Raw genomic sequence first — 20,863 nt, 5'->3', positions numbered from 1 at the left:
TTCCCCTCCGCGTCCAATTTCTATATTAATATTCAATCGTAATGATAGGCGTGCCGATCACAAAGTTTGTTTTCGAGCCCTTTTGGCTTTCTCTCAGTCCAACTTGCACATTCATTTCATTATCCAGGAGTGAAAAGCCAGCAGGAAATTGTTTCGAAAAAGCGGTTAAAGAATAAAAATCTTGTTCCGACACGACAGTTTTTTCTTCAATTTCCCAGTTTGATAATAAGCGGAAAAGCTGATTAGATAATAACATTTCAAGCCTACCATTAAAAAAACCTTTTACACAAGCGAAAACCTGCGGCTCACTGTGAAAAATGTGTGAATATGTAGAGCTAAAGTTCTTTGTTAGAAATGATCTCATTTCCTCCTCGTCTGTCGCAGATGCTGAGTATAGCACATAAGCAACTCCACCGGCTGTATCGGGAGATATCACCTGTACCTTCTGCTTGACGGTTCCTTGAGAATGGACGGCGGCAAAGAGAACTTCGTTATCGTGAAGGGGCAGTATTTCCCACTCAGCTAGATACCTTTTGAGAGAACGAATGACGTCATCCGGTTCCCTTTCTTTTAAAGGCTCACGAGTATGTAACATCCATTCTTCAATGTTTCCTTCCACACTTTTCACACTGTCCGTTAACAATAGCAGCTGATTTTCTGAGCCGCTTGCATCTATCCTATTCCCAAATAGCCATATGATAAAACAGAACACTAGCAGGTACTTTCCCAGCTTTACTAGTTTCATAGTCATCATCTCCTTGATCACTAGCTTGTACCAGTTACAAGGAAGATAAACAGGAAAAAAAGCGACAAATCCTCTGCTTTGCCGACAGTGCGAATTATGCTCAACTATTCACTAAACAATTATATTATATTACCAGGTAATATAAAACTCCCTAAAGAAATAATATATAAATTTGAAAAAAATACAAGCATGAAAGAAGTACTATTTAGTTACATTTATTTCCTTTTACTGAAGCAAAAGCGGCAATTGGCGAGACCATAGGAGATAATCAAGGAAGAAGTTGCTAACGGATGAGCCGATTGCGATAGATAGCAAAACAAATAGCAACCGAGCTTGAAAGACATGGTTTGGTTTAAGCAGCTGATCAAGCCGCGTAGCCTGAAGTGCCCAAAATGATAATCCAATAAAAACAAGGTGGGACAATATGCTTAAAAGTGCGTCTTGTCCGAAATCAGCCATCATTTCTTATTCCTCCATTCTCTTTATTAAAATAAGTCTTCTGATGAAAAAAACCTTCCGTTTCCGGAAGGTTTTTTTATTATTATACTTGGCCTTCATAAACGTTAATACGATTAATTGCTCGTTTCAATGCTAATTCAGCACGTATTCTATCGATATCTTCTCGATTATCATTAAGGCGGCCTTCAGCTCTTGTTTTCGCTTCTTGTGCCCGTTCAATATCAATGTTTTCCGCTGCTTCAGCCGCTTGTGCAAGTATCGTCACTTGATCGGGACGGACTTCTACAAAGCCGCCAGTAACTGCGACCAAATCAGGCTTTCCAGCGCTTTTATTTAAGCGGACAGCACCAATTTGCAGAGGAGCTACCATCGGAATGTGTCCTGGCAGAATCCCCAGCTCACCACTTTGAGCTTTCGTGCTAACCATTTCTACTTCCGATTCATATGCCGGGCCATCAGGAGTGACGATACTGACTTTTAATGTCTTCATTTTCTAACCTCCTGGTCCCTTATTATACCTCTACGCCCATTTCTTTTGCTTTAGCTACCACTTCTTCAATGCCACCAACTAAGCGGAAAGCATCTTCTGGCAAGTGGTCATACTTACCATCAAGGATTTCTCTGAATCCACGTACAGTTTCTTTAACCGGTACATAAGAACCTGGCTGGCCAGTGAACTGTTCAGCTACGTGGAAGTTCTGAGATAAGAAGAATTGAATGCGACGTGCACGTGCAACAATCAGTTTCTCTTCTTCAGAAAGCTCATCCATACCTAGGATGGCAATGATATCTTGAAGCTCTTTGTAGCGCTGTAATGTTTGCTGTACTTGGCGTGCTACTTCATAATGCTCTTCTCCTACAATTTCTGGAGAAAGCGCACGTGAAGTAGAAGCAAGCGGATCCACTGCAGGGTAGATACCCATCTCAGAAAGCTTACGCTCAAGGTTTGTTGTCGCATCTAAGTGAGCGAACGTTGTAGCCGGCGCTGGGTCAGTGTAGTCATCGGCTGGTACATAGATCGCTTGGATCGATGTAACAGACCCTACGTTAGTAGATGTGATACGCTCCTGCAGGCGTCCCATTTCTGTAGCCAATGTCGGCTGATAACCAACGGCAGAAGGCATACGTCCTAAGAGGGCAGATACCTCAGAACCTGCTTGTGTAAAGCGGAAGATGTTATCGATGAAGAGCAATACGTCTTGGCCTTGCTCATCACGGAAGTATTCCGCCATTGTCAAGCCTGATAGGGCAACACGCATACGCGCACCAGGAGGCTCGTTCATCTGTCCGAATACCATTGCTGTTTTCTTGATAACGCCAGAGTCGCTCATTTCGTGGAAAAGGTCGTTTCCTTCACGAGTACGCTCCCCAACACCAGCGAATACAGAGATACCGCCGTGCTCTTGAGCGATGTTGTTAATTAATTCCTGGATAAGTACTGTCTTACCTACACCGGCACCACCGAAGAGACCGATTTTACCACCCTTGATGTATGGAGCAAGCAAGTCAACAACTTTAATACCTGTTTCTAAAATTTCAACTTCTGTAGAAAGCTGCTTGAAGTCTGGTGCTTCACGGTGAATTGGAAGACGTTGGGCAGACGCCGGAATAACCTCGTTCAAGTCAATTGTTTCACCTAGCACGTTGAATACACGGCCAAGTGTCACTTCTCCTACTGGTACAGAGATTGGGCGGCCTGTATCCGTTACTTCTGCGTTACGCTGCAAGCCATCTGTTGAAGACATGGCAATTGTACGTACTGTATCATCACCTAAGTGTAGAGCTACTTCCAATGTTAGTACAGTAGCGTCTTCATGTGAGGCGATTTCGACTGTTAGGGCGTTATTGATCTCAGGAAGCTGACCGTTTTCGAACTTAATGTCAACAACTGGACCCATAACTTGAAGAACGTGTCCTTTATTCATCTCTTTCCCTCCTATCATAATGGTCCATCTATCATGTCGAGATTGCTGTAATAATGATTGGATTCAAACACTTGCCTGATTTAAAGGAAATCAGAGCTTAATCGTGCTGTGCTGTACGATTATTCGAGTGCGGCCGCCCCGCCAACGATCTCAGTAATCTCTTGAGTAATCGCTGCCTGGCGTGCACGGTTATATTGCAAAGTTAATGAGTCGATTAGTTCAGATGCATTATCTGTTGCTGTCTTCATGGCAGACATTCGAGCTGCATGCTCACTAGCCTTGGCATCAAGAAGCGCACCATAGATCAGGCTCTCCGCATATTGTGGAAGAAGCACTTCCAAAATTTCCTCTGCAGATGGTTCAAACTCATAAGCCGTCAGCTTATTAGAAGAAGCAATATCCGTTAAAGGAAGCACTTTCTTCTCAGTGACATCCTGCTGAATCGCACTTACGAAGTGGTTGTAGTACATGTATAATTCATCGTACTCGCCATCAGAGAAAAGGCTTACTGCCTGGGTAGCAAGCTTGTTGATGTCAGAGAAAGAAGGCTGATCAGGTAAGGCTGTAATTTCTAAGGCGATGTTCGCTCCGCGGCTGCGGAAGAAATCACGGCCCATTCGGCCAATAGCAATGATTGCATATTCATCCTTGGATGAATGACGCTCTTGAATTTTTTGATGGACAAGGCGAAGAATGCTGCTGTTATAAGCTCCCGCCAAACCCCGGTCTGAGGTAATAACCAAATACCCGGTTTTTTTAACGGGGCGGGAGACTAGCATCGGATGCGTTACATCTTTACTTCCAAGCGCAATCGAAGCGACAACTTCTTGGATTTTATCCATATATGGAACAAACGTCTTAGCGTTGTTTTCTGCTCGGTTCAATTTAGAAGCTGAAACCATTTGCATCGCTTTTGTAATTTGGCTTGTTTTTTTCGTAGAAGAGATCCGACTTTTAATATCGCGTAACGATACCACTGGTTCTCACCACCCTTTTCTATGTTAGAAATTGACTTAGGAAAGAGGAAAGGAGCTGTGTAGCTGCCCTTCCCTGCTTTCATCTGCCTAGATTTTATTCAGACTTCGCAAAAGTTTTCTTGAACTCGTTAATTGCTGCTGACATTTCATCATCAGAAGGAAGTTCTTTTGTTGTGCGAATATGATCTAACACATTTGTATGGTTGTGATCTAACCAGTTTAAGAATTCCTCTTCAAAGCGGTTGATGTCCTTCACTGGGATATCATCCAGGAAGCCGCGAGTTAGCGCATAAAGAATGGCAACTTGCTTCTCTACTTTGACCGGTTTGTTTAGATCCTGCTTCAGAACCTCAACAGTACGGGCACCACGGTTTAATTTCGCTTGAGTCGCTTTATCCAAGTCGGAACCGAATTGGGCGAAGGCTTCAAGCTCACGGTAGGCAGCTAAATCAAGACGAAGTGTACCGGCTACCTTCTTCATCGCTTTGATTTGGGCAGATCCACCAACACGGGATACAGAAAGACCAGCGTTGATCGCAGGACGTACACCTGAGAAGAACAAGTCAGACTGCAAGAAGATCTGTCCGTCAGTGATAGAGATTACGTTCGTTGGAATATAAGCAGAGATGTCACCCGCTTGTGTTTCAACGAATGGAAGAGCTGTAATAGATCCTGCTCCTAGGTCATCGTTCAACTTAGCAGCACGCTCAAGAAGACGAGAGTGCAAGTAGAATACGTCACCTGGGTAAGCTTCACGGCCTGGAGGACGACGAAGCAGCAAGGAAAGCTCACGATAAGCTGCCGCTTGTTTTGATAAATCATCGTATACAATTAATACATGTTTACCGTTGAACATGAAGTCTTCCGCCATCGCTACCCCTGCATACGGAGCAAGATATAGCATTGGAGCTGGCTGTGCAGCAGAAGCTGTTACAACGATTGTGTAATCAAGCGCTCCGTGCTTACGAAGTGTTTCAACTGTTCCACGTACAGTAGATTCTTTCTGACCGATCGCAACATAGATACAAATCATGTCTTGGTCTGCTTGGTTAAGAATTGTATCGATCGCTACAGTTGTTTTACCAGTCTGGCGGTCACCGATGATTAATTCACGCTGACCACGACCGATTGGCACAAGAGCGTCGATCGCTTTAATACCTGTTTGCAATGGCTCATGAACGGATTTACGATCCATAACGCCAGTTGCCGGGCTTTCGATTGGACGAGTTTTTGTTGCGTTGATTGGGCCAAGACCGTCTACAGGCTGTCCAAGAGAGTTAACAACACGGCCGATTAATTCTTCACCAACCGGCACCTCCATGATACGTCCAGTACGGCGAACTTCATCGCCTTCACGAATCTCTTCGTATGGACCAAGGATGATGATACCTACGTTGTTTTCCTCAAGGTTTTGTGCCATACCCATGACACCATTTGAGAACTCTATAAGTTCTCCAGCCATGGCGTTGTCGAGGCCATGAGCGCGGGCGATACCGTCACCGACCTGGATAACTGTACCGACATCATTGACAGAAATATCTGATTGGAAGTTCTCAATCTGCTTTTTAATCAGAGAGCTGATTTCTTCAGCTTTGATGCTCATGCATTTCACCCCTCATGTAATAATGGTTGTTCTATTCGAGCAGGAAGCGCTTTATCTTAAAAGCCTTCCTCGTTCCTTCAATTACTGCGCTGCTTTCAGCTGATTTTCCAGGCGATCCAGTTTTCCGCGCAGGCTGCCGTCAAAGACACGGTTACCAATACGGATTTTCACGCCTCCCAACAGGCTAGGGTCGACGATGTTTTCAATTCTTAAAGATGTCTTTCCTACCTTTTTGGCAAACTGCTCAGAAATTTGTGCAGCTTCTGCTTCTGTTAGGGGACGAATGGTCGTCACGACTGCATCCGCAATACCGCGTTCTTCATTCGCTAACTCTATGTAAGCATCTGCTACCTCTGTAATTTCTGCTTCACGGTGACGTTCGACTAGTAGTAGCATGGTGTTCACTACATGCTTAGATGTACCAACGAAGGCTGTTTCTAACAGCTGTTTTTTCGCTCCAATCGTTTGTTTAGGTGATTGAAGGAAAGGAAGTAGTTCTTTATTATCTTGAAAAACTGACTTAACTATACGAAGTTCTTCTTCGACAAGTTGAAGCTGATCTTGTTCCTTAGCAAGTTCAAAGAGAGCCAGCGCATAACGCTTCGCTGCTACGGAGTTACTCATCGTTTCTCCCCTGCCTCTTTGATGTACTCATCAATCAACTTCTGCTGGTCTGCTTCACTTAAGTCTTTTTCAATTACTTTAGAAGCAATCAATACAGATAAAGAAGCGACTTGCTCGCGAAGAGATGACATTGCTTGCTCTGTCTGCTGTTCGATTTCCATCTTAGCAGATTCCTTCATGCGCTCAGATTCAGCACGAGCCGCAGCAATGATTTCTTCTTTTTGGCTAGCGCCAATTTTCTTCGCATTATCAATAATTCCTTGAGCTTCTTGACGAGCGGCGTTTAATTCTGCACGCGTTTCTTCTAATAATTTATTAGCTTCTGCCCGGCTTTTCTCTGCCGCGTCAATCTCGGAGGCAATATGATCTTCACGCTGCTGCATGATCCCCATTAATGGGCCCCAAGCAAATTTCTTAAGCAGCGCAAGTAAAATGATAAACATAACTAATTGGAACAAAATATCTCCACCGTTAAAACCGGCGCTCGCTCCAACTACAAGTGCGTTTGCTGACACGTCCACTTCACTCCTTTCAAGAGTCTCCCCTTCCCTGTCTTTTGAGAAGGCACTATATAAACAGAATAAAGTTACTTGTTACATCTTGAACATAAAGCAATGGCGAAGGTTCGCTTGGAATGATCTTCGCCATTGGAACAAAAATTCCCTAATATCTACCTTGTCCAGCACAATGAACGGAAATCACCCATTGGTCAAATTGAACAAAGTATTTATGTCATCTTATTGACCTTGAACCATGAACGCGATAACAACCGCGATGATCGGAATCGCCTCTACTAGTGCTACCCCGATGAACATTGTAGTTTGAAGCATACCACGAGCTTCTGGTTGACGAGCGATACCTTCAACTGTTCTAGAAACGATAAGACCGTTACCAATACCTGCACCAAGTGCGGCTAAACCAATTGCAATAGCTGCTGCTAAAAGACCCATTTTAAAATTTCCTCCTTAATTTATATTGAAATGTTTTTTTAAAAATAGGTTAGCCCGTAAACCGGACTGGGTATATATCAATGGTCATGACTCACTTTATGCGAGATATAAACCATCGTTAACATAGTGAAGATGAATGCTTGGATTGCCCCGATGAACACGGAGAAACCTTGCCAAGCAAGTGTTGGAATAATCGCGGCAATCGTGCCGACAGCTCCTGTAGCAAGACTTCCTGCTAGCAAGCTTAGAAGAATCTCACCGGCGAAAATATTCCCGTAAAGCCGGAGACCAAGAGTGAGTGTGTTGGCAAACTCCTCTATAATTTTCAATGGGAACATAAACCACATCGGACTGAAGAAGTCTTTTGCATATCCCCCTAGTCCTTTTGCCTTGACGCCATAATAATGTGACAAACCTACTACCATGACAGCAAGTGTTAGAGTAATAACTGGATCGGCTGTTGGAGACTTCCACCATAAGTTATCATCTACCACAATAGCGAACGGCAAGCCCAACATATTAGATACGAAGATATACATAATTAATGTAAGCCCTAACACGTGGAAACGTCCGCCTGTCTTCCAATCCATATTGCTTTGAACAATACCTTTAACGAAATCCATTACCCATTCAAAAAAGTTCTGGATTCCAGTCGGCTTCATTGCAAGCTTTCTGGTTGCAAGGACTGCGATCAAGAAAACAATGACGCTAGCGATAGTGATCATTAACATGTTGGCTAAGTTAAATGTTAACGTAAAACCATCAAACAATTCCAAATCAACCGTTGGATTTCCATGATGCAACTCTTTTCACCTCTCTTCCCCGCTCTTTCTTTGTATAAAAAAATGGATAAAAAAATCTATCATAATGACAATGTAAGATGCCATTAATCCCAAAACTGTAGAAACAATGTTGAAATGCTCCGGGTAACGAAGGGCAATGATAGCTGCAACACCGGCCGACGCCATGCGTGACATTGTGCCGAGTGACTGAACTTTCTTGCCGCTGTCAAGTGCAGTATTAAAACGCTGCATGCGCTTTAACATTAACCAGTGGTTGAAAAAGCTGAAAGCTGTTCCAAGGATGAGGCCGCCGAAAATCGCCTTGTAAGGCATAATTCCCCAGCAGAAAACAAAAATGGCGAGCAAATATAATATGTACTTTCGATGTCTGGCAAGCGAATATTGAAGCTGTTCCTCCATATGTGCATTACTCCTCCGAATCAAAATATTTGACTGTACGGAGCATGGAGAAAATGCCCGCAGCTAACCCAATGAGCAGGCCGACAATTAAGCCTAAGGGTTCAGAGTTCCATATTCCGTCAAGCCAGCGCCCGGCAAATATTCCAATCAGGACAGAACCTGTCAGTTGTGCTAAAATCGCACTATATAAGGACATTGCCTTCCACGCATTTTTCCGGCTTTTCAATACGGCAACCCCCTCCGCTCGACAAAAAATGTACATGAAAAAAAAGCGGTTATACCGTGTCGAATTATTGCTCTTTACCCTTTGTAAGCATACAATAGGGGTATTTTAATGTCAATGTGTACAAGGAAAAAGGTAAAAGATCAAGCGATACATTTCACAAAATGATCAAATTTTCGTCCTTGCCCACTCCCCTAAGAAAAACGTGCCTCCATTTAAAGAGAGCGAACCAAATGGAAACGCTCCCTTTCTAACTGCCCGGAATGCTTTGGCTTCCAGCTTTTCACCTGCTGACTACCCAGTATTTCTATAAATCTTTCGTCTTAAAAGCGGTCTGGCTTTTCATTTACTGCTTGGAAGTGATAACGGATCGCTTCACAGATTCGGCGGGAAGCCTCTCCGTCACCATACGGGTTTGAAGCTTTCGACATTTTCTGATACTCTTCTTCATTCGTTAAGAGATCTGTTGCCATTTGGTAGATCGCCTCTTCCTCTACACCTGCAAGCTTTAATGTGCCCGCTTCAATTCCTTCCGGACGCTCTGTTGTATCACGCAGCACTAGAACTGGAACACCTAGCGAAGGAGCCTCCTCCTGCACACCACCTGAGTCAGTTAAAATCAAGTGAGCTCTAGCGGCAAAGTTGTGAAAGTCGATGACATCAAGCGGTTCAATTAAATGAATGCGAGGGTCGTTGCCAAGTATTTCACCTGCTGTTTCACGAACGACTGGATTCATATGCATTGGATACACCACTTGAACATCGCTGTTTTCTTCCACTAAGCGCTTAATCGCGCGAAACATATTACGCATCGGCTCTCCCAGGTTTTCACGGCGGTGTGCCGTCAGCAGGATCAAGCGGTCATTGCCGAGCCGCTCGATGACTTCATGGCTATAATCTTCTTTGACTGTCGTCTTAAGCGCATCAATGGCTGTATTCCCCGTCACAAAGATAGATTCTGCTTTTTTACCTTCTTTTATTAAATTATCCTCAGCCTGATCCGTAGGTGAGAAATGAAGGTCAGCGATCACCCCTGTTAACTGGCGGTTCATCTCTTCCGGGAATGGGGAGTATTTATTCCACGTCCGCAAACCAGCTTCTACATGCCCTACAGCAATCTGGTTATAAAAAGCAGCCAGGCTGGCTACAAACGTTGTGGTTGTATCGCCATGAACAAGTACAATATCCGGCTTCACTTCTTTCATGACCTGGTCAAGCCCCTCCAGCCCGCGGGTCGTTACATCTATTAATGTTTGGCGGGCCTTCATAATATTCAAGTCATAATCCGGCTTGACATCAAAGATGTTCAGCACCTGATCAAGCATTTCCCGGTGCTGTGCCGTTACAGTTACAATGGATTCGAATTGTTCAGGGCGCTTCTCCAATTCGAGTACGAGCGGCGCCATCTTAATCGCTTCCGGCCTTGTGCCGAAAATCGTCATCACTTTAATCGGACGGTTCATATTCCTTGCACCTACTTTTCTTTATTTTGTTCCGAACAGCCTGTCACCTGCGTCACCAAGCCCTGGAACGATATAGCCCTTCTCGTTCAGCTTTTCGTCCATTGCTGCGATGTAAATATCCACGTCAGGATGCGCTTCCTGTAAAGCTTCTACGCCTTCGGGTGCAGCCACGAGACACATAAACCTAATGCTTGTTGCTCCGCGCTTCTTCAGTGAACGAATAGCTTCTACAGCGGATCCGCCAGTGGCAAGCATAGGGTCTACCACAATAAAGTCACGTTCTTCCACATCAGAAGGCAGCTTCACGTAATACTCCACCGGCATTAGTGTTTCCGGATCACGATACAGGCCGACATGCCCTACCTTAGCAGCCGGAATCAGCTTTAAGATCCCATCCACCATGCCAATTCCTGCCCGCAAAATCGGCACAACTCCGAGCTTCTTACCAGCGAGTGTCTTTGCATTCGCCGAGCATACCGGCGTCTCTACTTCTACTTCTTGAAGCGGCAGATCACGTGTAATTTCGAACGCCATCAATGTCGCTACTTCATCTACCAATTCGCGGAACTCCTTCGTTCCTGTGTTCTTGTCGCGAATAATCGTTAATTTGTGCTGAATTAACGGATGATCAAACACATATACTTTTCCCAACATTATCGCTCCCTTAATTTAGTAAAACCCTATAGACTTACAGTTGGTCGACAAAAAAAGAAGCCGCCTTATGCAGCCTTTGTGATGTTTTTCAACAAGCTTCCACCTAATTTTACATAAAAAGAGTAAGAAGGACAACAACTGAGAAAATAGAAAAACCCGGCAGTGTTTATGCCCGCCGGGTTAGAGGTTTAGCTATATAAAGGATACTTGCTTGTTAAGTCAGCTACGCGCTGGCTCAGCTCTTTCAGTTTTGCTTCATCTTCATGATTCTTTAATGTTTCAGAGATGATGGCCGCCACTTCGTCCATCGCTTCTAAATCAAAGCCGCGGGAAGTAACAGCCGCTGTGCCAAGACGGATACCGCTTGTCACGAATGGGCTTTCCGGATCGAATGGAATCGTGTTTTTATTGACTGTAATACCTACCTCATCAAGCACCTTCTCTGCCACTTTACCTGTTAAGCCGATCGATTGAAGATCAACAAGCAATAAATGGTTATCTGTTCCGCCTGATACAAGGTTGATTCCTTCTTTAGTTAACCCTTCTGCCAAACGCTTTGCATTATCAATGATGTTCTGCGCATATTGCTTGAAGCTTTCATCAAGCGCTTCTCCGAAAGCAACGGCTTTCGCTGCAATTACATGCATAAGCGGGCCGCCCTGGATACCAGGGAAGATGGACTTGTCCACTTTCTTCGCAAATTCTTCCTTACAGATGATCATACCACCGCGAGGACCGCGTAATGTTTTGTGTGTCGTTGTTGTAACGAAATCAGCATAAGGAACCGGGTTTTCATGAAGACCAGCTGCTACAAGTCCAGCAATATGCGCCATGTCTACCATTAGGTAAGCGCCAACCTCGTCTGCAATTTCACGGAATTTCGCGAAATCAATGGCACGAGGATAAGCACTTGCTCCTGCTACAATCAGCTTCGGCTTGTTTTCAATCGCTTTTTGGCGAACATCTTCGTAATCGATTCTTTGTGCTTCTTTGTCTACACCGTACTCAACGAAGTTGTATTGAACACCGCTGAAGTTTACTGGGCTGCCGTGTGTTAAGTGACCGCCATGCGATAAGTTCATACCAAGCACTGTGTCGCCAGGCTCAAGCACTGTAAAGTAAACAGCCATGTTCGCCTGCGCGCCGGAATGCGGCTGCACGTTCACATGGTCGCCGCCGAAAATTTCTTTCGCACGGTCACGGGCTAAGTTCTCAACGATGTCGACGTACTCACAGCCGCCATAGTAACGCTTGCCCGGGTAGCCTTCTGCATACTTGTTTGTTAAAACAGACCCTTGCGCTTCCATTACTGCCTCACTGACAAAGTTTTCAGAAGCGATCAATTCGATTTTGCTCTGCTGCCTGCCTAGCTCTTGTTGAATAGCTTCATAAACAGCTGCGTCTTGAGTTTTAATAATACTCATTTTCAAACCCCTTTCCTTTATGGCTCATTCATTTATCTTTCTATTTATTGCCCATTTTAAAAATTCTCTTCTATTCTAACACGTTTTCTATTTGTTTCAAATGAAATTATTAGGAATTTACTTCAATCATACAAAAAAAGCTGGTTTTCGACTTTGAAAACCAGCCATAACTTAACATTAACTTGTACAGCTTTGGTTTACATTCGTTTTTTCGTAGACAGCCCGTTCACCGCCGATCAGCTTAGGCCGGGTCTTGGCCATAGTTACATGAGCCTGTCCTATTTCCCGTACCTTCGTCCGAAGCGGAACAGCTACATGCTTTAAGTGCATGCCAATAAACGTGTCCCCAATGTCAATGCCGGCGTCCGCTTTGATGAATTCAACGACTACACTTTCATCCATTGCCTGGAAAGCATAAGCAGCCATCGAACCGCCTGCGTGGCGCACAGGCACGACCGCTACCTCTTCAAGCTGATTCTTCTCTGCCAGAGTGCGTTCTACAACGAGAGCACGGTTCAAATGCTCGCAGCATTGAAAGGCTACATGAACACCATACCGGTCAGCAAACCCTTTTATCTGACGGTATATCATCTCGGCAATTTCGATCGTACCTGCCGTGCCAATCCTCTCTCCAGCAATCTCTGATGTAGAGCATCCGATCACAAGCACTTGTCCTTCTTTGAGACCAGCTTGCTGCTGAAATTCTTCTAATAGCTGACTGAGCTGCTGTTCCCATTCGTGTAGCTTAACCAACGCTCATTCCTCCATTTACTTTCCTTCATAGTCCTTAATTTTATTCAGACGGTTCTCATGGCGGCCGCCCTCATAATCCGTTGTCAGCCATACTTTCGCAATTTCCCGGGCAAGCCCAGGCCCGATCACTCTTTCTCCCATGGCGAGCATGTTGCTGTCATTATGTTGTCTTGTTGCTTTCGCACTGAATACATCATGAACGAGCGCACAGCGGATCCCGCTCACTTTATTGGCCGCAATGCTCATCCCGATTCCTGTACCGCACACTAAGATTCCGCGGTCAAACTCGCCGCTTGCAACCTTCTCCGCTACTGGAAGAGCATAATCCGGATAGTCAACAGATGTGTCACACTCACACCCGAAATCTTCATATTGTAAGCCCAGCTCCTCCAGCAGGCTCTTGATTTCCTCTCGAATATTGATTCCACCATGATCAGAAGCAATGGCAATTTTCATAACTAACGTCTCCTTTTTCAATCTTATGCCTTTTATTTTGTCACAGCCCAAAAAAAATAGAAAGCAAAACTGCTTTATTCAAGCGAGGGAGCAACGGCTGCTATTCTCCCGCTTCTCCTGACAGTTTTTCCACTAACCGATCAATTAACTCCTCGAGCTCTTGGTAGGTATAGCGGTAATCATCGACCGATCCCCCATATGGGTCCATCACGTCTTCTTCACTGCCGTTGACAAATTCCTTTATCGTCCACAATTTGTCCAAAGCGCTGGGAAACCGAGAGAGCAATGCCTGCTTATGGCTGCTCGTCATGGTAAAGATTTTGTCAGACCAGTCAATGAGTGACGGCGTTATTCCCTGGGAAATATGCTCGTGTATCAGGTCATGCTCCTTCAATACCTGCACCGCTTGTTCTGATGCCGGGCTGCCGTCTGCTGCATACACACCTGCAGACTGTACTCCCCAACCTTCCTTTTTGCTTTTTAAAATGGCTTCAGCCATCGGACTGCGGCATGTGTTCCCTGTGCAGACAAATAAAATATTCAACCTCTTCACACTCCAGCTTTATATTTCGTCTTTTCTTTATTATACAACAATTTCTGTCAGTGAAAGGAGTCTCTATTTTCTGTTTTCCCGCCAAGGGGAAAAACAATCCTTTTAAAAGAAAAGCAGCTTTAAGCCGAAAGCAAGGAGAATACAGCCTCCTAACGCTTCACTGTAAGCGCCCAGCCATTTGCCGGCCTTTTTGCCTATAAGCAAACCGCTCCACGTTAAGCACGCCGCTATCCCTCCAAACAACAGCAGAGCGAGAAGAGCTCCAGCTCCGTATATCCCCAAAGTCAAACCAACAGAGAAGCTGTCCAAACTGACGGTTAATGAGAATAGCAGCAGCTGCCACCCCGATGGAACTGACCGCATTTCGTCTCCCTCCTGGAAGAAAGCAAGAATCATTTGTCCTCCTGCAATAATTAGCAGCAAACCTCCAATCATGAGTGCAATGGCTCCAAACGTATCCGTGACGAACCGGCCTGCCATCATGCCGAAAAAGGGCAAAAGAACATGGAAGCCCCCGACCACCGCCCCCATGTAAAGAATTTGCCTGAGTCGTATACTTCTCATGCCTATACCTAAGCTAGTAGAAAAAGCATCCATCCCCAGCGCAAAAGCGATCATGCTTAACGTGATAACTTCCCCCATTTATTATTCATTCCCTTCCTTGTTGGACGTGCCTCTTTTCAACATATGCAGGGAAACTGAAATAATTTCATAAGAGATAAGCAGCCGCGAAACACGCTTTTCATCAGACAGGGTTGTCAGGATTAGAGGAGGGAATAACTACTCATATACTCTATATATGAAGGGAGAGAGCCGAATGATTGTAAGAGAAGGAGAAAATGAGTTTATCCTGATCGAACAGCATCATCATGCACAGATTTCTGGTGACATCATATGCCAGTGGAAGGACTCTTTATTTGAGGGAGCTGCTTATCGGAAGTCTGTGGAATACGCGGCGGCTATGCACGACTGCGGATGGGTGCCATTCGATAAAGCACCTTTATGGAATGATCAGAAACAAAAGCCTTATACGTTTATCGATTTTCCAATGCCTTTAAAAACCTTTCTTTATCAGTATGGAATTGATGAGGTTGAGAAGCAGGACCCCTATGCTGCTCTTCTATGCAGCCGGCATTATGAAGGGTTTTTAGAACATGAAACGGACGAAGAGTCGAGGGGGTTTGTGACAGCCGAGCGGGAACGCCAGGAAAGACTTAAGCGTTCCATAGGCGTCCAAGAAGCCGCCGTGCTTGATTTCCATTATGCTCTGCTTCAGCTGGGAGACAACCTTTCGCTTTACGTTTGTTTAAATAAGCCTGGAGCAAAGAAGGAAGAAGAGCACCCCTTCTTCCGCGACGGCCTCCCTGTTTCTGCCTTTGAGCTGTTTCCGAAAAAACATATTTCTATCTATTGGAAGGATTCAACGACTGTAATTATGGACCACTTCCCTTTCACAACACCTATCCATATCACCTTAAAGCAAAAGGCAGTGTCCAAAGCAGCAGTTGCTACAAAGGGCCTGCTTCAAAGCTATAAGGAAACGCCCATTCAAGAGGTAGACTTGAAGATAAGCGCTATGTAAAAAAAGCTGGCAGCGACACAGGTCGCTGCCAGCTGCTTTCTATGAGTCTTCCTTCTCTCTTAGCCAGCGGTGGCCGGCTGCTTTCTCTAGACGGTTCATGACGGCGAGCCCCACTCCTTCAGAAGGAAACGTTTCTGAATAAATAATATCCACATCTGTTTCATTAAAGGATCGAAGAACCTCGTAAAGAGAATGGGCCACTGTAGATAAGTCTTCTCTTTGCCCGCATGGCAACACGACATCTGCTTCAAAGCGGGAAAGCCGTTCCTCAGTCGTTAGCAATCCAACTTTCTTTCCCTGCTCGCGCATTTTATCAATTTGCTTCTGAATCCACTCAGGACTGCCCTCAAGCAAATAAACAGGGGCATCCGGTGCATAATGCGTATATTTCATGCCTGGTGATTTTGGTCGTGCCTGGTGGTCCTGCAGGGCGACATCCAGCATGGCTGCTCCTGTAACAGCCTCGATATCCTCCTTCGTAATACCGCCTGGACGCAAAATGACCGGTGTCTCCCCTGTACAATCCACCACCGTTGATTCCACTCCGACACCTGTTTCACCGCCGTCCACAATCCCGGCAATTCGGCCATTCAAGTCATCATATACGTGCTTAGCAGCCGTAGGACTCGGCTTTCCCGAGCGGTTTGCGCTCGGCGCAGCGATTGGCAATCCAGCCGCTTCAATTAAAGCTAGCGCGACAGGGTGGTTTGGCATGCGCACAGCCACTGTATCAAGCCCCGCTGTTACGGCTTCTGCCAAGCGGTTTGGCTGTTTCGTAAAAATAATAGTCAACGGACCCGGCCAGAAGGCATCCATCAGCTTCTTAGCTGCTTGCGGCACCTCTGCAGCAACCTCTGCCACTTGTTCTTTGGAAGAGATGTGAACAATCAGAGGATTATCCGCCGGACGCCCTTTAGCTTGGAAGATTTTCAAAGCAGCCTCTTCCGATAAGGCATTGCCGCCGAGCCCATATACTGTTTCAGTTGGAAAAGCCACCACTTCATTATCTATTAAATACGCCGCAGCTTTTTTTACTTGTGGATATCCTTTTGATTTTTCCTCATAGTTATCCACAACCCAATATTTTGTCTGCATGCTGTTCACCTATTCTTCTATGCTTCAATTTTCCCTTCATTGCTTGATTTCTATGAAAGGAATAATGTTTTTGCACTTTTTCTTTCTTGTTTTACCCACAATTTGTGTACAATTATCTAGATTTTGTGTATAACTCTGTGGATAAAGTGGATAATTTCTGAAAAATTCTTCTATTTTCTACTTTATCCACATATTTATTTATCTCTTTTAAAGAATTCCACAATTGCCAGCCTTAACTCAACTTCTTGAGGTTCGCCTTCTGCATATAGAGGTTCCTCTAATGGACGCTCTGTTTTCTCTCGCTCAGGGCTAGAGGCTCTCTTCTCTTCCTGCTCAGCTTTCTTCTCTTTTTCAGCTGCCGCCTCGTGAACAACCAGCTCTTCTTCTACAGAGACTGATGCCTCCTCTTCTTTCTCCTCTTGGTTCATTTCCACAGGTTCTTCTTCAGCGGTGGCTTCCTCTGTTTCTTTATCCACAGACTCTTCTATTTCTGCCTGAATAGGTTCCTCTGCTCGCTCACTGTCCTCTTCTACTCCCGGGCTAACCGCCAGCCCATTTGAAAAATCCAGGAAGCATAGCGGAGGATAAAGCACGCACCACCAGTTCGCTCCCTCGCCTTCCCCAATGGTAATCACAATCGCTTCATATTCACCTGCCGGATATAAAAACTGACCATACAGCTTTGTTGGAAAGGTCGCTTTGCCAAAATCCACCTTGATCGGCGTCGTTATCCCTTCCGCCTCAGCACGGCGGATGGCAATTTGCTGAATTTCAGGAAGTTTGCTTTTAAGCAGCTCACGGGCTTCCGGTAAGGATGTTAAGTCAGATACCCATTCTGTAATCTCTTTATTCACATCGTCTCTAATCTTTTTCTTCAGTTCCTGATCTTTTTCACTATCACTATTGGCTAAAATTCTTAGACGAATCGCTTCTTTCGGAATAACGATGGCTTCCTCTGCCTCGGTCGTATGTTCCGGTATATATAAGCTGATAACGGTAGCAAATGATAAAATTAGTAAATAAATCCCTGCAAGTAGTTTATTCATCGTTTTCCCCTCCTGGCAAACAGTCTGTCCAGAAAAGAGAAACTTAAACAATGAAACTATTAAATTTTCATAAAAACCATTCGATCCTTGCCATTGAGGTCATACTTCACTTTAATAGAAGCCTGCGGGAAAGCCAGCTGCATCAAGTCCGCAACCGCCTGGCCCTGTCCCGCTCCAACCTCAAAACCTACGAATGCTTCCGGCTTTAGAACAGCGGGAAGCTGTTCACTGAACCGTCTGTATAAATCCAAACCGTCTTCGCCCCCGTAAAGTGCCAGCTCAGGCTCATGCTCCGCGACGACGGGAGAGAGGGTCTCCTTATCCCCTAGAGGAATGTAAGGCGGATTAGACAAGAGAATGTCGAGCTTCACTTCATTCTCAATGAAAGGGGAAAGTAAATCGCCCTGCATGAAGTGAACATCTGCCTGTAAGTGTTGACTGTTTTTTCGGGCAGTTTCTAGAGCCTTTTCGGACAAGTCGGACGCGTACACCGTTAATTCAGGCCATTCTAATTTCATGGTCACTGCAATCGCTCCGCTTCCTGTGCCGATATCTGCCATGGTGAGCGGTTCTTTCTTTGCAGCCAGCCATTTTGTCATCTCGAGAGTGTTCCAGATCAATTCCTCTGTCTCCGGTCTTGGAATCAAGACATGTTCATTTACGATAAAGCGCCTCCCGTAAAACTCTTCCTCCCCTATTAAATGCTGCACTGGTATGCCGGCCGCATGCTGCTTCACGAGACTAATGAATTTTTCATTCTGATCTTCTGTCAGCTGGTCATGCATGCCCGCCAGCAGCTGTGACCTTGATACTGATAATACATGCCGAAGAAGCCATTCTCCCGCATTGGCTTCCCGTTCATGCTCCTCTAAAAAAGAAGAAGCCCAACGAAGGGCCTCAAATACTTTTCGACTCATATTTCATCCTGCAAATTCTCAAGTTTAGAGGATTGCTCTTCCATGATTAGTGCATCCACCACTTCATCGAGCTTTCCTTCTAATATTTGGTCGAGCTTTTGAATCGTCAAGCCGATGCGATGATCTGTTACGCGGTTTTGCGGGAAATTGTAAGTGCGGATACGTTCAGATCGGTCACCAGAGCCAACGGCTGACTTTCTTTGCGCATCATATTCTGCTTGCGCCTCCTGCTGGAATTTGTCATAGATACGCGCACGCAGGACCTTCATGGCTTTTTCTTTATTTTTGATTTGAGACTTTTCATCCTGGCAAGAAACGACGATCCCAGTCGGAAGGTGAGTTAAACGAACAGCTGACATCGTCGTGTTTACACTTTGACCGCCTGGTCCGCTGGAAGCAAATGTGTCTACACGGATGTCTTTCTCATGAATGTCTACCTCCACATCCTCTGCTTCTGGAAGACAAGCGACTGTCGCTGTTGATGTATGAATACGGCCGCCCGATTCAGTTTCAGGCACACGCTGCACACGATGGGCGCCATTTTCGTATTTCATCTTCGAGAACGCGCCGTTTCCATTGATCATAAAAATAATTTCTTTGTAGCCGCCAAGGCCTGTCGCGTTCGCCTCAATTACTTCGGTTTTCCAGCCTTGCATTTCTGCGTACCGGCTATACATACGGTAAAGATCCCCTGCAAATAGAGCGGCTTCATCTCCGCCGGCTGCTCCGCGTATTTCCATAATCACGTTCTTATCATCATTCGGGTCCTTCGGAATTAACAGGATCTTTAGTTTTTCCTCAAGCCCGGCAAGCTGCTCTTTCAGCTCTTCCATTTCTTCCTTTACCATTTCACGCATCTCATCATCGAGCTTTTCTTCAAGCATGGCTTTCGCCTCGTCGTATTGCTGCTTAGCCTCTTTATACTCACGGTAGACGAGTACGGTCTCCTGCAGATCAGACTGCTCTTTTGAATACTCTCTCAGCTTCTTCGAATCATTAATCACTTCCGGATCACTTAACAGCTCGTTTAGCTTGTCGTAGCGTTCCTCTACTGATTGTAAACGGTCAAACATAGCGTCACCTCAAGTTTCGTCCATAATGTCATTATTATAATACATGGAAAATGTCCGTACAATGCACGCGCATGCAAAAAACCCCTTTTCCTCAAGCGAAAAAGGGCACGGTTGGTTATCGATTCTTTGAAACAGTTTCTGTCTTACAGGCAGCGTTACGCGGCACCTCATGATGGTGGCGGCAGCGAGCTTCATAGCTCTCCGATGCTCCTACTAAAATAATAGGGTCATCATAATGGGCTGGCTGCCCATCAATCAAGCGCTGTGTCCGGCTCGCTGGAGATCCGCATACCGCACATACCGCCTGCAGCTTCGTCACAAGCTCAGCTACAGCCATTAATGCCGGCATTGGCCCAAATGGCTCTCCGCGAAAGTCCTGATCCAGCCCCGCTGCAACCACACGGTGTCCCCGGTCAGCGAGACGCTGAGCGGTATGTACAATCGCTTCATCAAAAAATTGCGCTTCATCAATAGCCACAAGGTCAATATCTGATGTAACAGCGGACAAGATGGCCGCTGAACTGTCGACAGGCAAAGCTGTTACAGCAGATCCGTTATGAGAAACCACGGCACTCTTACTATACCGGTTATCCATTTGGGGCTTGAACACCATGATATCCTGCTTGGCAAATTGAGCACGACGAATTCGGCGGATAAGCTCTTCCGATTTCCCGGAAAACATACTGCCGCAGATCACTTCAACCCAGCCGGTTTGTTTCATCACGTACATGAAAAAAGCCTCACTTTCCATCTTCCTTCTCATTGGTTGTCCATTAAAAGGCAAAAAACAGGCAAGCAGTTACGAAGAACTCCTTGCCTGTTTCACTTTTTACATTAGTTGTTGTTTTTAAGGCCGTATTTTTTGTTGAAGCGATCAACACGTCCGCCAGCATCAGCGAATTTTTGACGACCAGTGTAGAATGGATGGCATTCTGAGCAAACCTCTACACGAATATTTTCGTTTACAGAACCAGTTTCAAACTCGTTACCGCAAGCGCAAGTTACTTTCGCTTTTTTATATTCTGGATGAATACCTGTTTTCATTCTTTTCATCTCCTTCCGCCCTGAATCATTCCGAAACAGAGTTGTCTATACGAAGCGCAGACTTCTTGCTCTGCACTTATGTCCTAAGCACACTG

Annotated in this window: 26 protein-coding genes; 1 reads left to right on the top strand and 25 read right to left on the bottom strand. The window is 45.3% G+C overall.

The features are described 5' to 3' along the window. Nucleotides 1-25 precede the first annotated feature (25 nt). The 19 genes from QY97_RS19545 to QY97_RS09130 form a co-directional block, all read right to left on the bottom strand. Entirely contained in the window at nt 26-745 is a 720-nt protein-coding gene (locus tag QY97_RS19545) for a YwmB family TATA-box binding protein (protein ID WP_052717045.1), read from the bottom strand. 225 nt (nt 746-970) lie between these two features. Beyond that, entirely contained in the window at nt 971-1,207 is a 237-nt protein-coding gene (locus QY97_RS09215; RefSeq protein ID WP_039232988.1) for a DUF1146 family protein, read from the bottom strand. 79 nt (nt 1,208-1,286) lie between these two features. After that, a complete protein-coding gene (locus tag QY97_RS09210) occupies nt 1,287-1,694 on the bottom strand; it encodes a F0F1 ATP synthase subunit epsilon (RefSeq protein WP_039232986.1) in 408 nt (135 codons plus the stop codon). Nucleotides 1,695-1,716: 22 nt separating this feature from the next. Then, nucleotides 1,717-3,129, bottom strand: a complete 1,413-nt coding sequence (gene atpD, locus QY97_RS09205) for a F0F1 ATP synthase subunit beta (protein WP_039232984.1) — start codon at nt 3,127-3,129, stop codon at nt 1,717-1,719. Between the two features lie 119 nt (nt 3,130-3,248). After that, entirely contained in the window at nt 3,249-4,106 is an 858-nt protein-coding gene (locus QY97_RS09200) for a F0F1 ATP synthase subunit gamma (RefSeq protein ID WP_039232982.1), read from the bottom strand. 94 nt (nt 4,107-4,200) lie between these two features. Next, nucleotides 4,201-5,709 (bottom strand): F0F1 ATP synthase subunit alpha, encoded by a 1,509-nt coding sequence (gene atpA, locus QY97_RS09195; protein WP_039232980.1) that lies wholly within the window; start codon nt 5,707-5,709, stop codon nt 4,201-4,203. An 81-nt stretch (nt 5,710-5,790) separates the two neighbouring features. Then, on the bottom strand, nt 5,791-6,333 hold the full coding sequence (locus QY97_RS09190; protein WP_039232978.1) for a F0F1 ATP synthase subunit delta: 543 nt from the start codon (nt 6,331-6,333) through the stop codon (nt 5,791-5,793). Continuing rightward, a complete protein-coding gene (locus tag QY97_RS09185; protein ID WP_039232974.1) occupies nt 6,330-6,848 on the bottom strand; it encodes a F0F1 ATP synthase subunit B in 519 nt (172 codons plus the stop codon). The genes QY97_RS09190 and QY97_RS09185 overlap by 4 nt, the downstream gene beginning before the upstream one ends. A gap of 222 nt (nt 6,849-7,070) precedes the next feature. Next, nucleotides 7,071-7,283, bottom strand: a complete 213-nt coding sequence (gene atpE, locus QY97_RS09180; RefSeq protein ID WP_006838507.1) for a F0F1 ATP synthase subunit C — start codon at nt 7,281-7,283, stop codon at nt 7,071-7,073. 77 nt (nt 7,284-7,360) lie between these two features. Then, nucleotides 7,361-8,086, bottom strand: coding sequence for a F0F1 ATP synthase subunit A (gene atpB, locus QY97_RS09175; RefSeq protein WP_082090115.1), 726 nt, complete (start codon nt 8,084-8,086; stop codon nt 7,361-7,363). A gap of 6 nt (nt 8,087-8,092) precedes the next feature. Further along, nucleotides 8,093-8,485: an ATP synthase subunit I gene (locus QY97_RS09170; protein WP_039232968.1), complete on the bottom strand. Its 393-nt coding sequence runs from the start codon at nt 8,483-8,485 to the stop codon at nt 8,093-8,095. A 7-nt stretch (nt 8,486-8,492) separates the two neighbouring features. Further along, nucleotides 8,493-8,681, bottom strand: coding sequence for an AtpZ/AtpI family protein (locus tag QY97_RS09165; RefSeq protein WP_039233062.1), 189 nt, complete (start codon nt 8,679-8,681; stop codon nt 8,493-8,495). 350 nt (nt 8,682-9,031) lie between these two features. Beyond that, on the bottom strand, nt 9,032-10,171 hold the full coding sequence (gene wecB / locus QY97_RS09160; protein WP_039232967.1) for a non-hydrolyzing UDP-N-acetylglucosamine 2-epimerase: 1,140 nt from the start codon (nt 10,169-10,171) through the stop codon (nt 9,032-9,034). A 21-nt stretch (nt 10,172-10,192) separates the two neighbouring features. Next, the gene (gene upp / locus QY97_RS09155) at nt 10,193-10,822 is read right to left on the bottom strand and encodes a uracil phosphoribosyltransferase (RefSeq protein ID WP_039233059.1); all 630 of its coding nucleotides are present in this window, start codon (nt 10,820-10,822) and stop codon (nt 10,193-10,195) included. A 191-nt stretch (nt 10,823-11,013) separates the two neighbouring features. Beyond that, the gene (gene glyA / locus QY97_RS09150) at nt 11,014-12,249 is read right to left on the bottom strand and encodes a serine hydroxymethyltransferase (RefSeq protein ID WP_039232966.1); all 1,236 of its coding nucleotides are present in this window, start codon (nt 12,247-12,249) and stop codon (nt 11,014-11,016) included. A 177-nt stretch (nt 12,250-12,426) separates the two neighbouring features. Beyond that, entirely contained in the window at nt 12,427-13,002 is a 576-nt protein-coding gene (locus QY97_RS09145) for a TIGR01440 family protein (protein WP_039232965.1), read from the bottom strand. Nucleotides 13,003-13,017: 15 nt separating this feature from the next. Beyond that, a complete protein-coding gene (gene rpiB, locus QY97_RS09140; protein ID WP_039232964.1) occupies nt 13,018-13,458 on the bottom strand; it encodes a ribose 5-phosphate isomerase B in 441 nt (146 codons plus the stop codon). A 100-nt stretch (nt 13,459-13,558) separates the two neighbouring features. Continuing rightward, complete coding sequence (locus tag QY97_RS09135; protein ID WP_039232963.1) at nt 13,559-14,002, bottom strand: low molecular weight protein arginine phosphatase; 444 nt, start codon at nt 14,000-14,002, stop codon at nt 13,559-13,561. Between the two features lie 111 nt (nt 14,003-14,113). Next, nucleotides 14,114-14,653 carry a manganese efflux pump MntP gene (locus QY97_RS09130; protein ID WP_039232961.1) on the bottom strand — a complete coding sequence of 180 codons (540 nt, stop codon included), beginning with the start codon at nt 14,651-14,653 and terminating at the stop codon, nt 14,114-14,116. Nucleotides 14,654-14,828: 175 nt separating this feature from the next. Here QY97_RS09130 and QY97_RS09125 point away from each other — a divergent pair, with 175 nt between their 5' ends. Further along, entirely contained in the window at nt 14,829-15,593 is a 765-nt protein-coding gene (locus QY97_RS09125) for a DUF3891 family protein (RefSeq protein ID WP_039233057.1), read from the top strand. Nucleotides 15,594-15,632: 39 nt separating this feature from the next. On the opposite strand, the gene QY97_RS09120 is transcribed toward QY97_RS09125, so the two are convergent. The 6 genes from QY97_RS09120 to rpmE all read right to left on the bottom strand — a co-directional run bounded on the left by QY97_RS09120 (nt 15,633) and on the right by rpmE (nt 20,768). Beyond that, nucleotides 15,633-16,688 carry an L-threonylcarbamoyladenylate synthase gene (locus tag QY97_RS09120; protein ID WP_039232960.1) on the bottom strand — a complete coding sequence of 352 codons (1,056 nt, stop codon included), beginning with the start codon at nt 16,686-16,688 and terminating at the stop codon, nt 15,633-15,635. A 194-nt stretch (nt 16,689-16,882) separates the two neighbouring features. Then, complete coding sequence (spoIIR, locus tag QY97_RS09115; protein ID WP_039232959.1) at nt 16,883-17,734, bottom strand: stage II sporulation protein R; 852 nt, start codon at nt 17,732-17,734, stop codon at nt 16,883-16,885. 59 nt (nt 17,735-17,793) lie between these two features. Further along, nucleotides 17,794-18,651 carry a peptide chain release factor N(5)-glutamine methyltransferase gene (gene prmC / locus QY97_RS09110; protein ID WP_039232957.1) on the bottom strand — a complete coding sequence of 286 codons (858 nt, stop codon included), beginning with the start codon at nt 18,649-18,651 and terminating at the stop codon, nt 17,794-17,796. Beyond that, the gene (prfA, locus tag QY97_RS09105; RefSeq protein WP_039232955.1) at nt 18,648-19,724 is read right to left on the bottom strand and encodes a peptide chain release factor 1; all 1,077 of its coding nucleotides are present in this window, start codon (nt 19,722-19,724) and stop codon (nt 18,648-18,650) included. Before prfA ends, prmC begins: the two co-directional genes overlap by 4 nt. Nucleotides 19,725-19,839: 115 nt before the next feature. Continuing rightward, nucleotides 19,840-20,454 carry a thymidine kinase gene (locus QY97_RS09100; RefSeq protein WP_039233054.1) on the bottom strand — a complete coding sequence of 205 codons (615 nt, stop codon included), beginning with the start codon at nt 20,452-20,454 and terminating at the stop codon, nt 19,840-19,842. A gap of 104 nt (nt 20,455-20,558) precedes the next feature. Next, a complete protein-coding gene (gene rpmE / locus QY97_RS09095) occupies nt 20,559-20,768 on the bottom strand; it encodes a 50S ribosomal protein L31 (RefSeq protein ID WP_039232953.1) in 210 nt (69 codons plus the stop codon). Nucleotides 20,769-20,863: the final 95 nt, after the last annotated feature.

The sequence above is a fragment of the Bacillus thermotolerans genome (genome assembly GCF_000812025.2).
In the GTDB taxonomy this organism is placed as follows: domain Bacteria; phylum Bacillota; class Bacilli; order Bacillales; family Domibacillaceae; genus Quasibacillus; species Quasibacillus thermotolerans.
The sequence above is the reverse complement of the archived record's forward strand: the minus strand, read 5'-3'. Positions and strand labels throughout refer to the sequence as shown.

What these genes read in the sequence shown, in the direction of transcription:
- QY97_RS19545 (WP_052717045.1), bottom strand. Translation starts at nt 745, where the DNA reads ATGAAACTAGTAAAGCTGGGAAAGTACCTGCTAGTGTTCTGTTTTATC.
- QY97_RS09215 (WP_039232988.1), bottom strand. Translation starts at nt 1,207, where the DNA reads ATGATGGCTGATTTCGGACAAGACGCACTTTTAAGCATATTGTCCCAC.
- QY97_RS09210 (WP_039232986.1), bottom strand. Translation starts at nt 1,694, where the DNA reads ATGAAGACATTAAAAGTCAGTATCGTCACTCCTGATGGCCCGGCATAT.
- atpD (WP_039232984.1), bottom strand. Translation starts at nt 3,129, where the DNA reads ATGAATAAAGGACACGTTCTTCAAGTTATGGGTCCAGTTGTTGACATT.
- atpA (WP_039232980.1), bottom strand. Translation starts at nt 5,709, where the DNA reads ATGAGCATCAAAGCTGAAGAAATCAGCTCTCTGATTAAAAAGCAGATT.
- QY97_RS09190 (WP_039232978.1), bottom strand. Translation starts at nt 6,333, where the DNA reads ATGAGTAACTCCGTAGCAGCGAAGCGTTATGCGCTGGCTCTCTTTGAA.
- atpE (WP_006838507.1), bottom strand. Translation starts at nt 7,283, where the DNA reads ATGGGTCTTTTAGCAGCAGCTATTGCAATTGGTTTAGCCGCACTTGGT.
- QY97_RS09170 (WP_039232968.1), bottom strand. Translation starts at nt 8,485, where the DNA reads ATGGAGGAACAGCTTCAATATTCGCTTGCCAGACATCGAAAGTACATA.
- QY97_RS09165 (WP_039233062.1), bottom strand. Translation starts at nt 8,681, where the DNA reads ATGTCCTTATATAGTGCGATTTTAGCACAACTGACAGGTTCTGTCCTG.
- wecB (WP_039232967.1), bottom strand. Translation starts at nt 10,171, where the DNA reads ATGAACCGTCCGATTAAAGTGATGACGATTTTCGGCACAAGGCCGGAA.
- glyA (WP_039232966.1), bottom strand. Translation starts at nt 12,249, where the DNA reads ATGAGTATTATTAAAACTCAAGACGCAGCTGTTTATGAAGCTATTCAA.
- rpiB (WP_039232964.1), bottom strand. Translation starts at nt 13,458, where the DNA reads ATGAAAATTGCCATTGCTTCTGATCATGGTGGAATCAATATTCGAGAG.
- QY97_RS09130 (WP_039232961.1), bottom strand. Translation starts at nt 14,653, where the DNA reads ATGGGGGAAGTTATCACGTTAAGCATGATCGCTTTTGCGCTGGGGATG.
- QY97_RS09125 (WP_039233057.1), top strand. Translation starts at nt 14,829, where the DNA reads ATGATTGTAAGAGAAGGAGAAAATGAGTTTATCCTGATCGAACAGCAT.
- QY97_RS09120 (WP_039232960.1), bottom strand. Translation starts at nt 16,688, where the DNA reads ATGCAGACAAAATATTGGGTTGTGGATAACTATGAGGAAAAATCAAAA.
- spoIIR (WP_039232959.1), bottom strand. Translation starts at nt 17,734, where the DNA reads ATGAATAAACTACTTGCAGGGATTTATTTACTAATTTTATCATTTGCT.
- prmC (WP_039232957.1), bottom strand. Translation starts at nt 18,651, where the DNA reads ATGAGTCGAAAAGTATTTGAGGCCCTTCGTTGGGCTTCTTCTTTTTTA.
- prfA (WP_039232955.1), bottom strand. Translation starts at nt 19,724, where the DNA reads ATGTTTGACCGTTTACAATCAGTAGAGGAACGCTACGACAAGCTAAAC.
- QY97_RS09100 (WP_039233054.1), bottom strand. Translation starts at nt 20,454, where the DNA reads ATGTACGTGATGAAACAAACCGGCTGGGTTGAAGTGATCTGCGGCAGT.
- rpmE (WP_039232953.1), bottom strand. Translation starts at nt 20,768, where the DNA reads ATGAAAACAGGTATTCATCCAGAATATAAAAAAGCGAAAGTAACTTGC.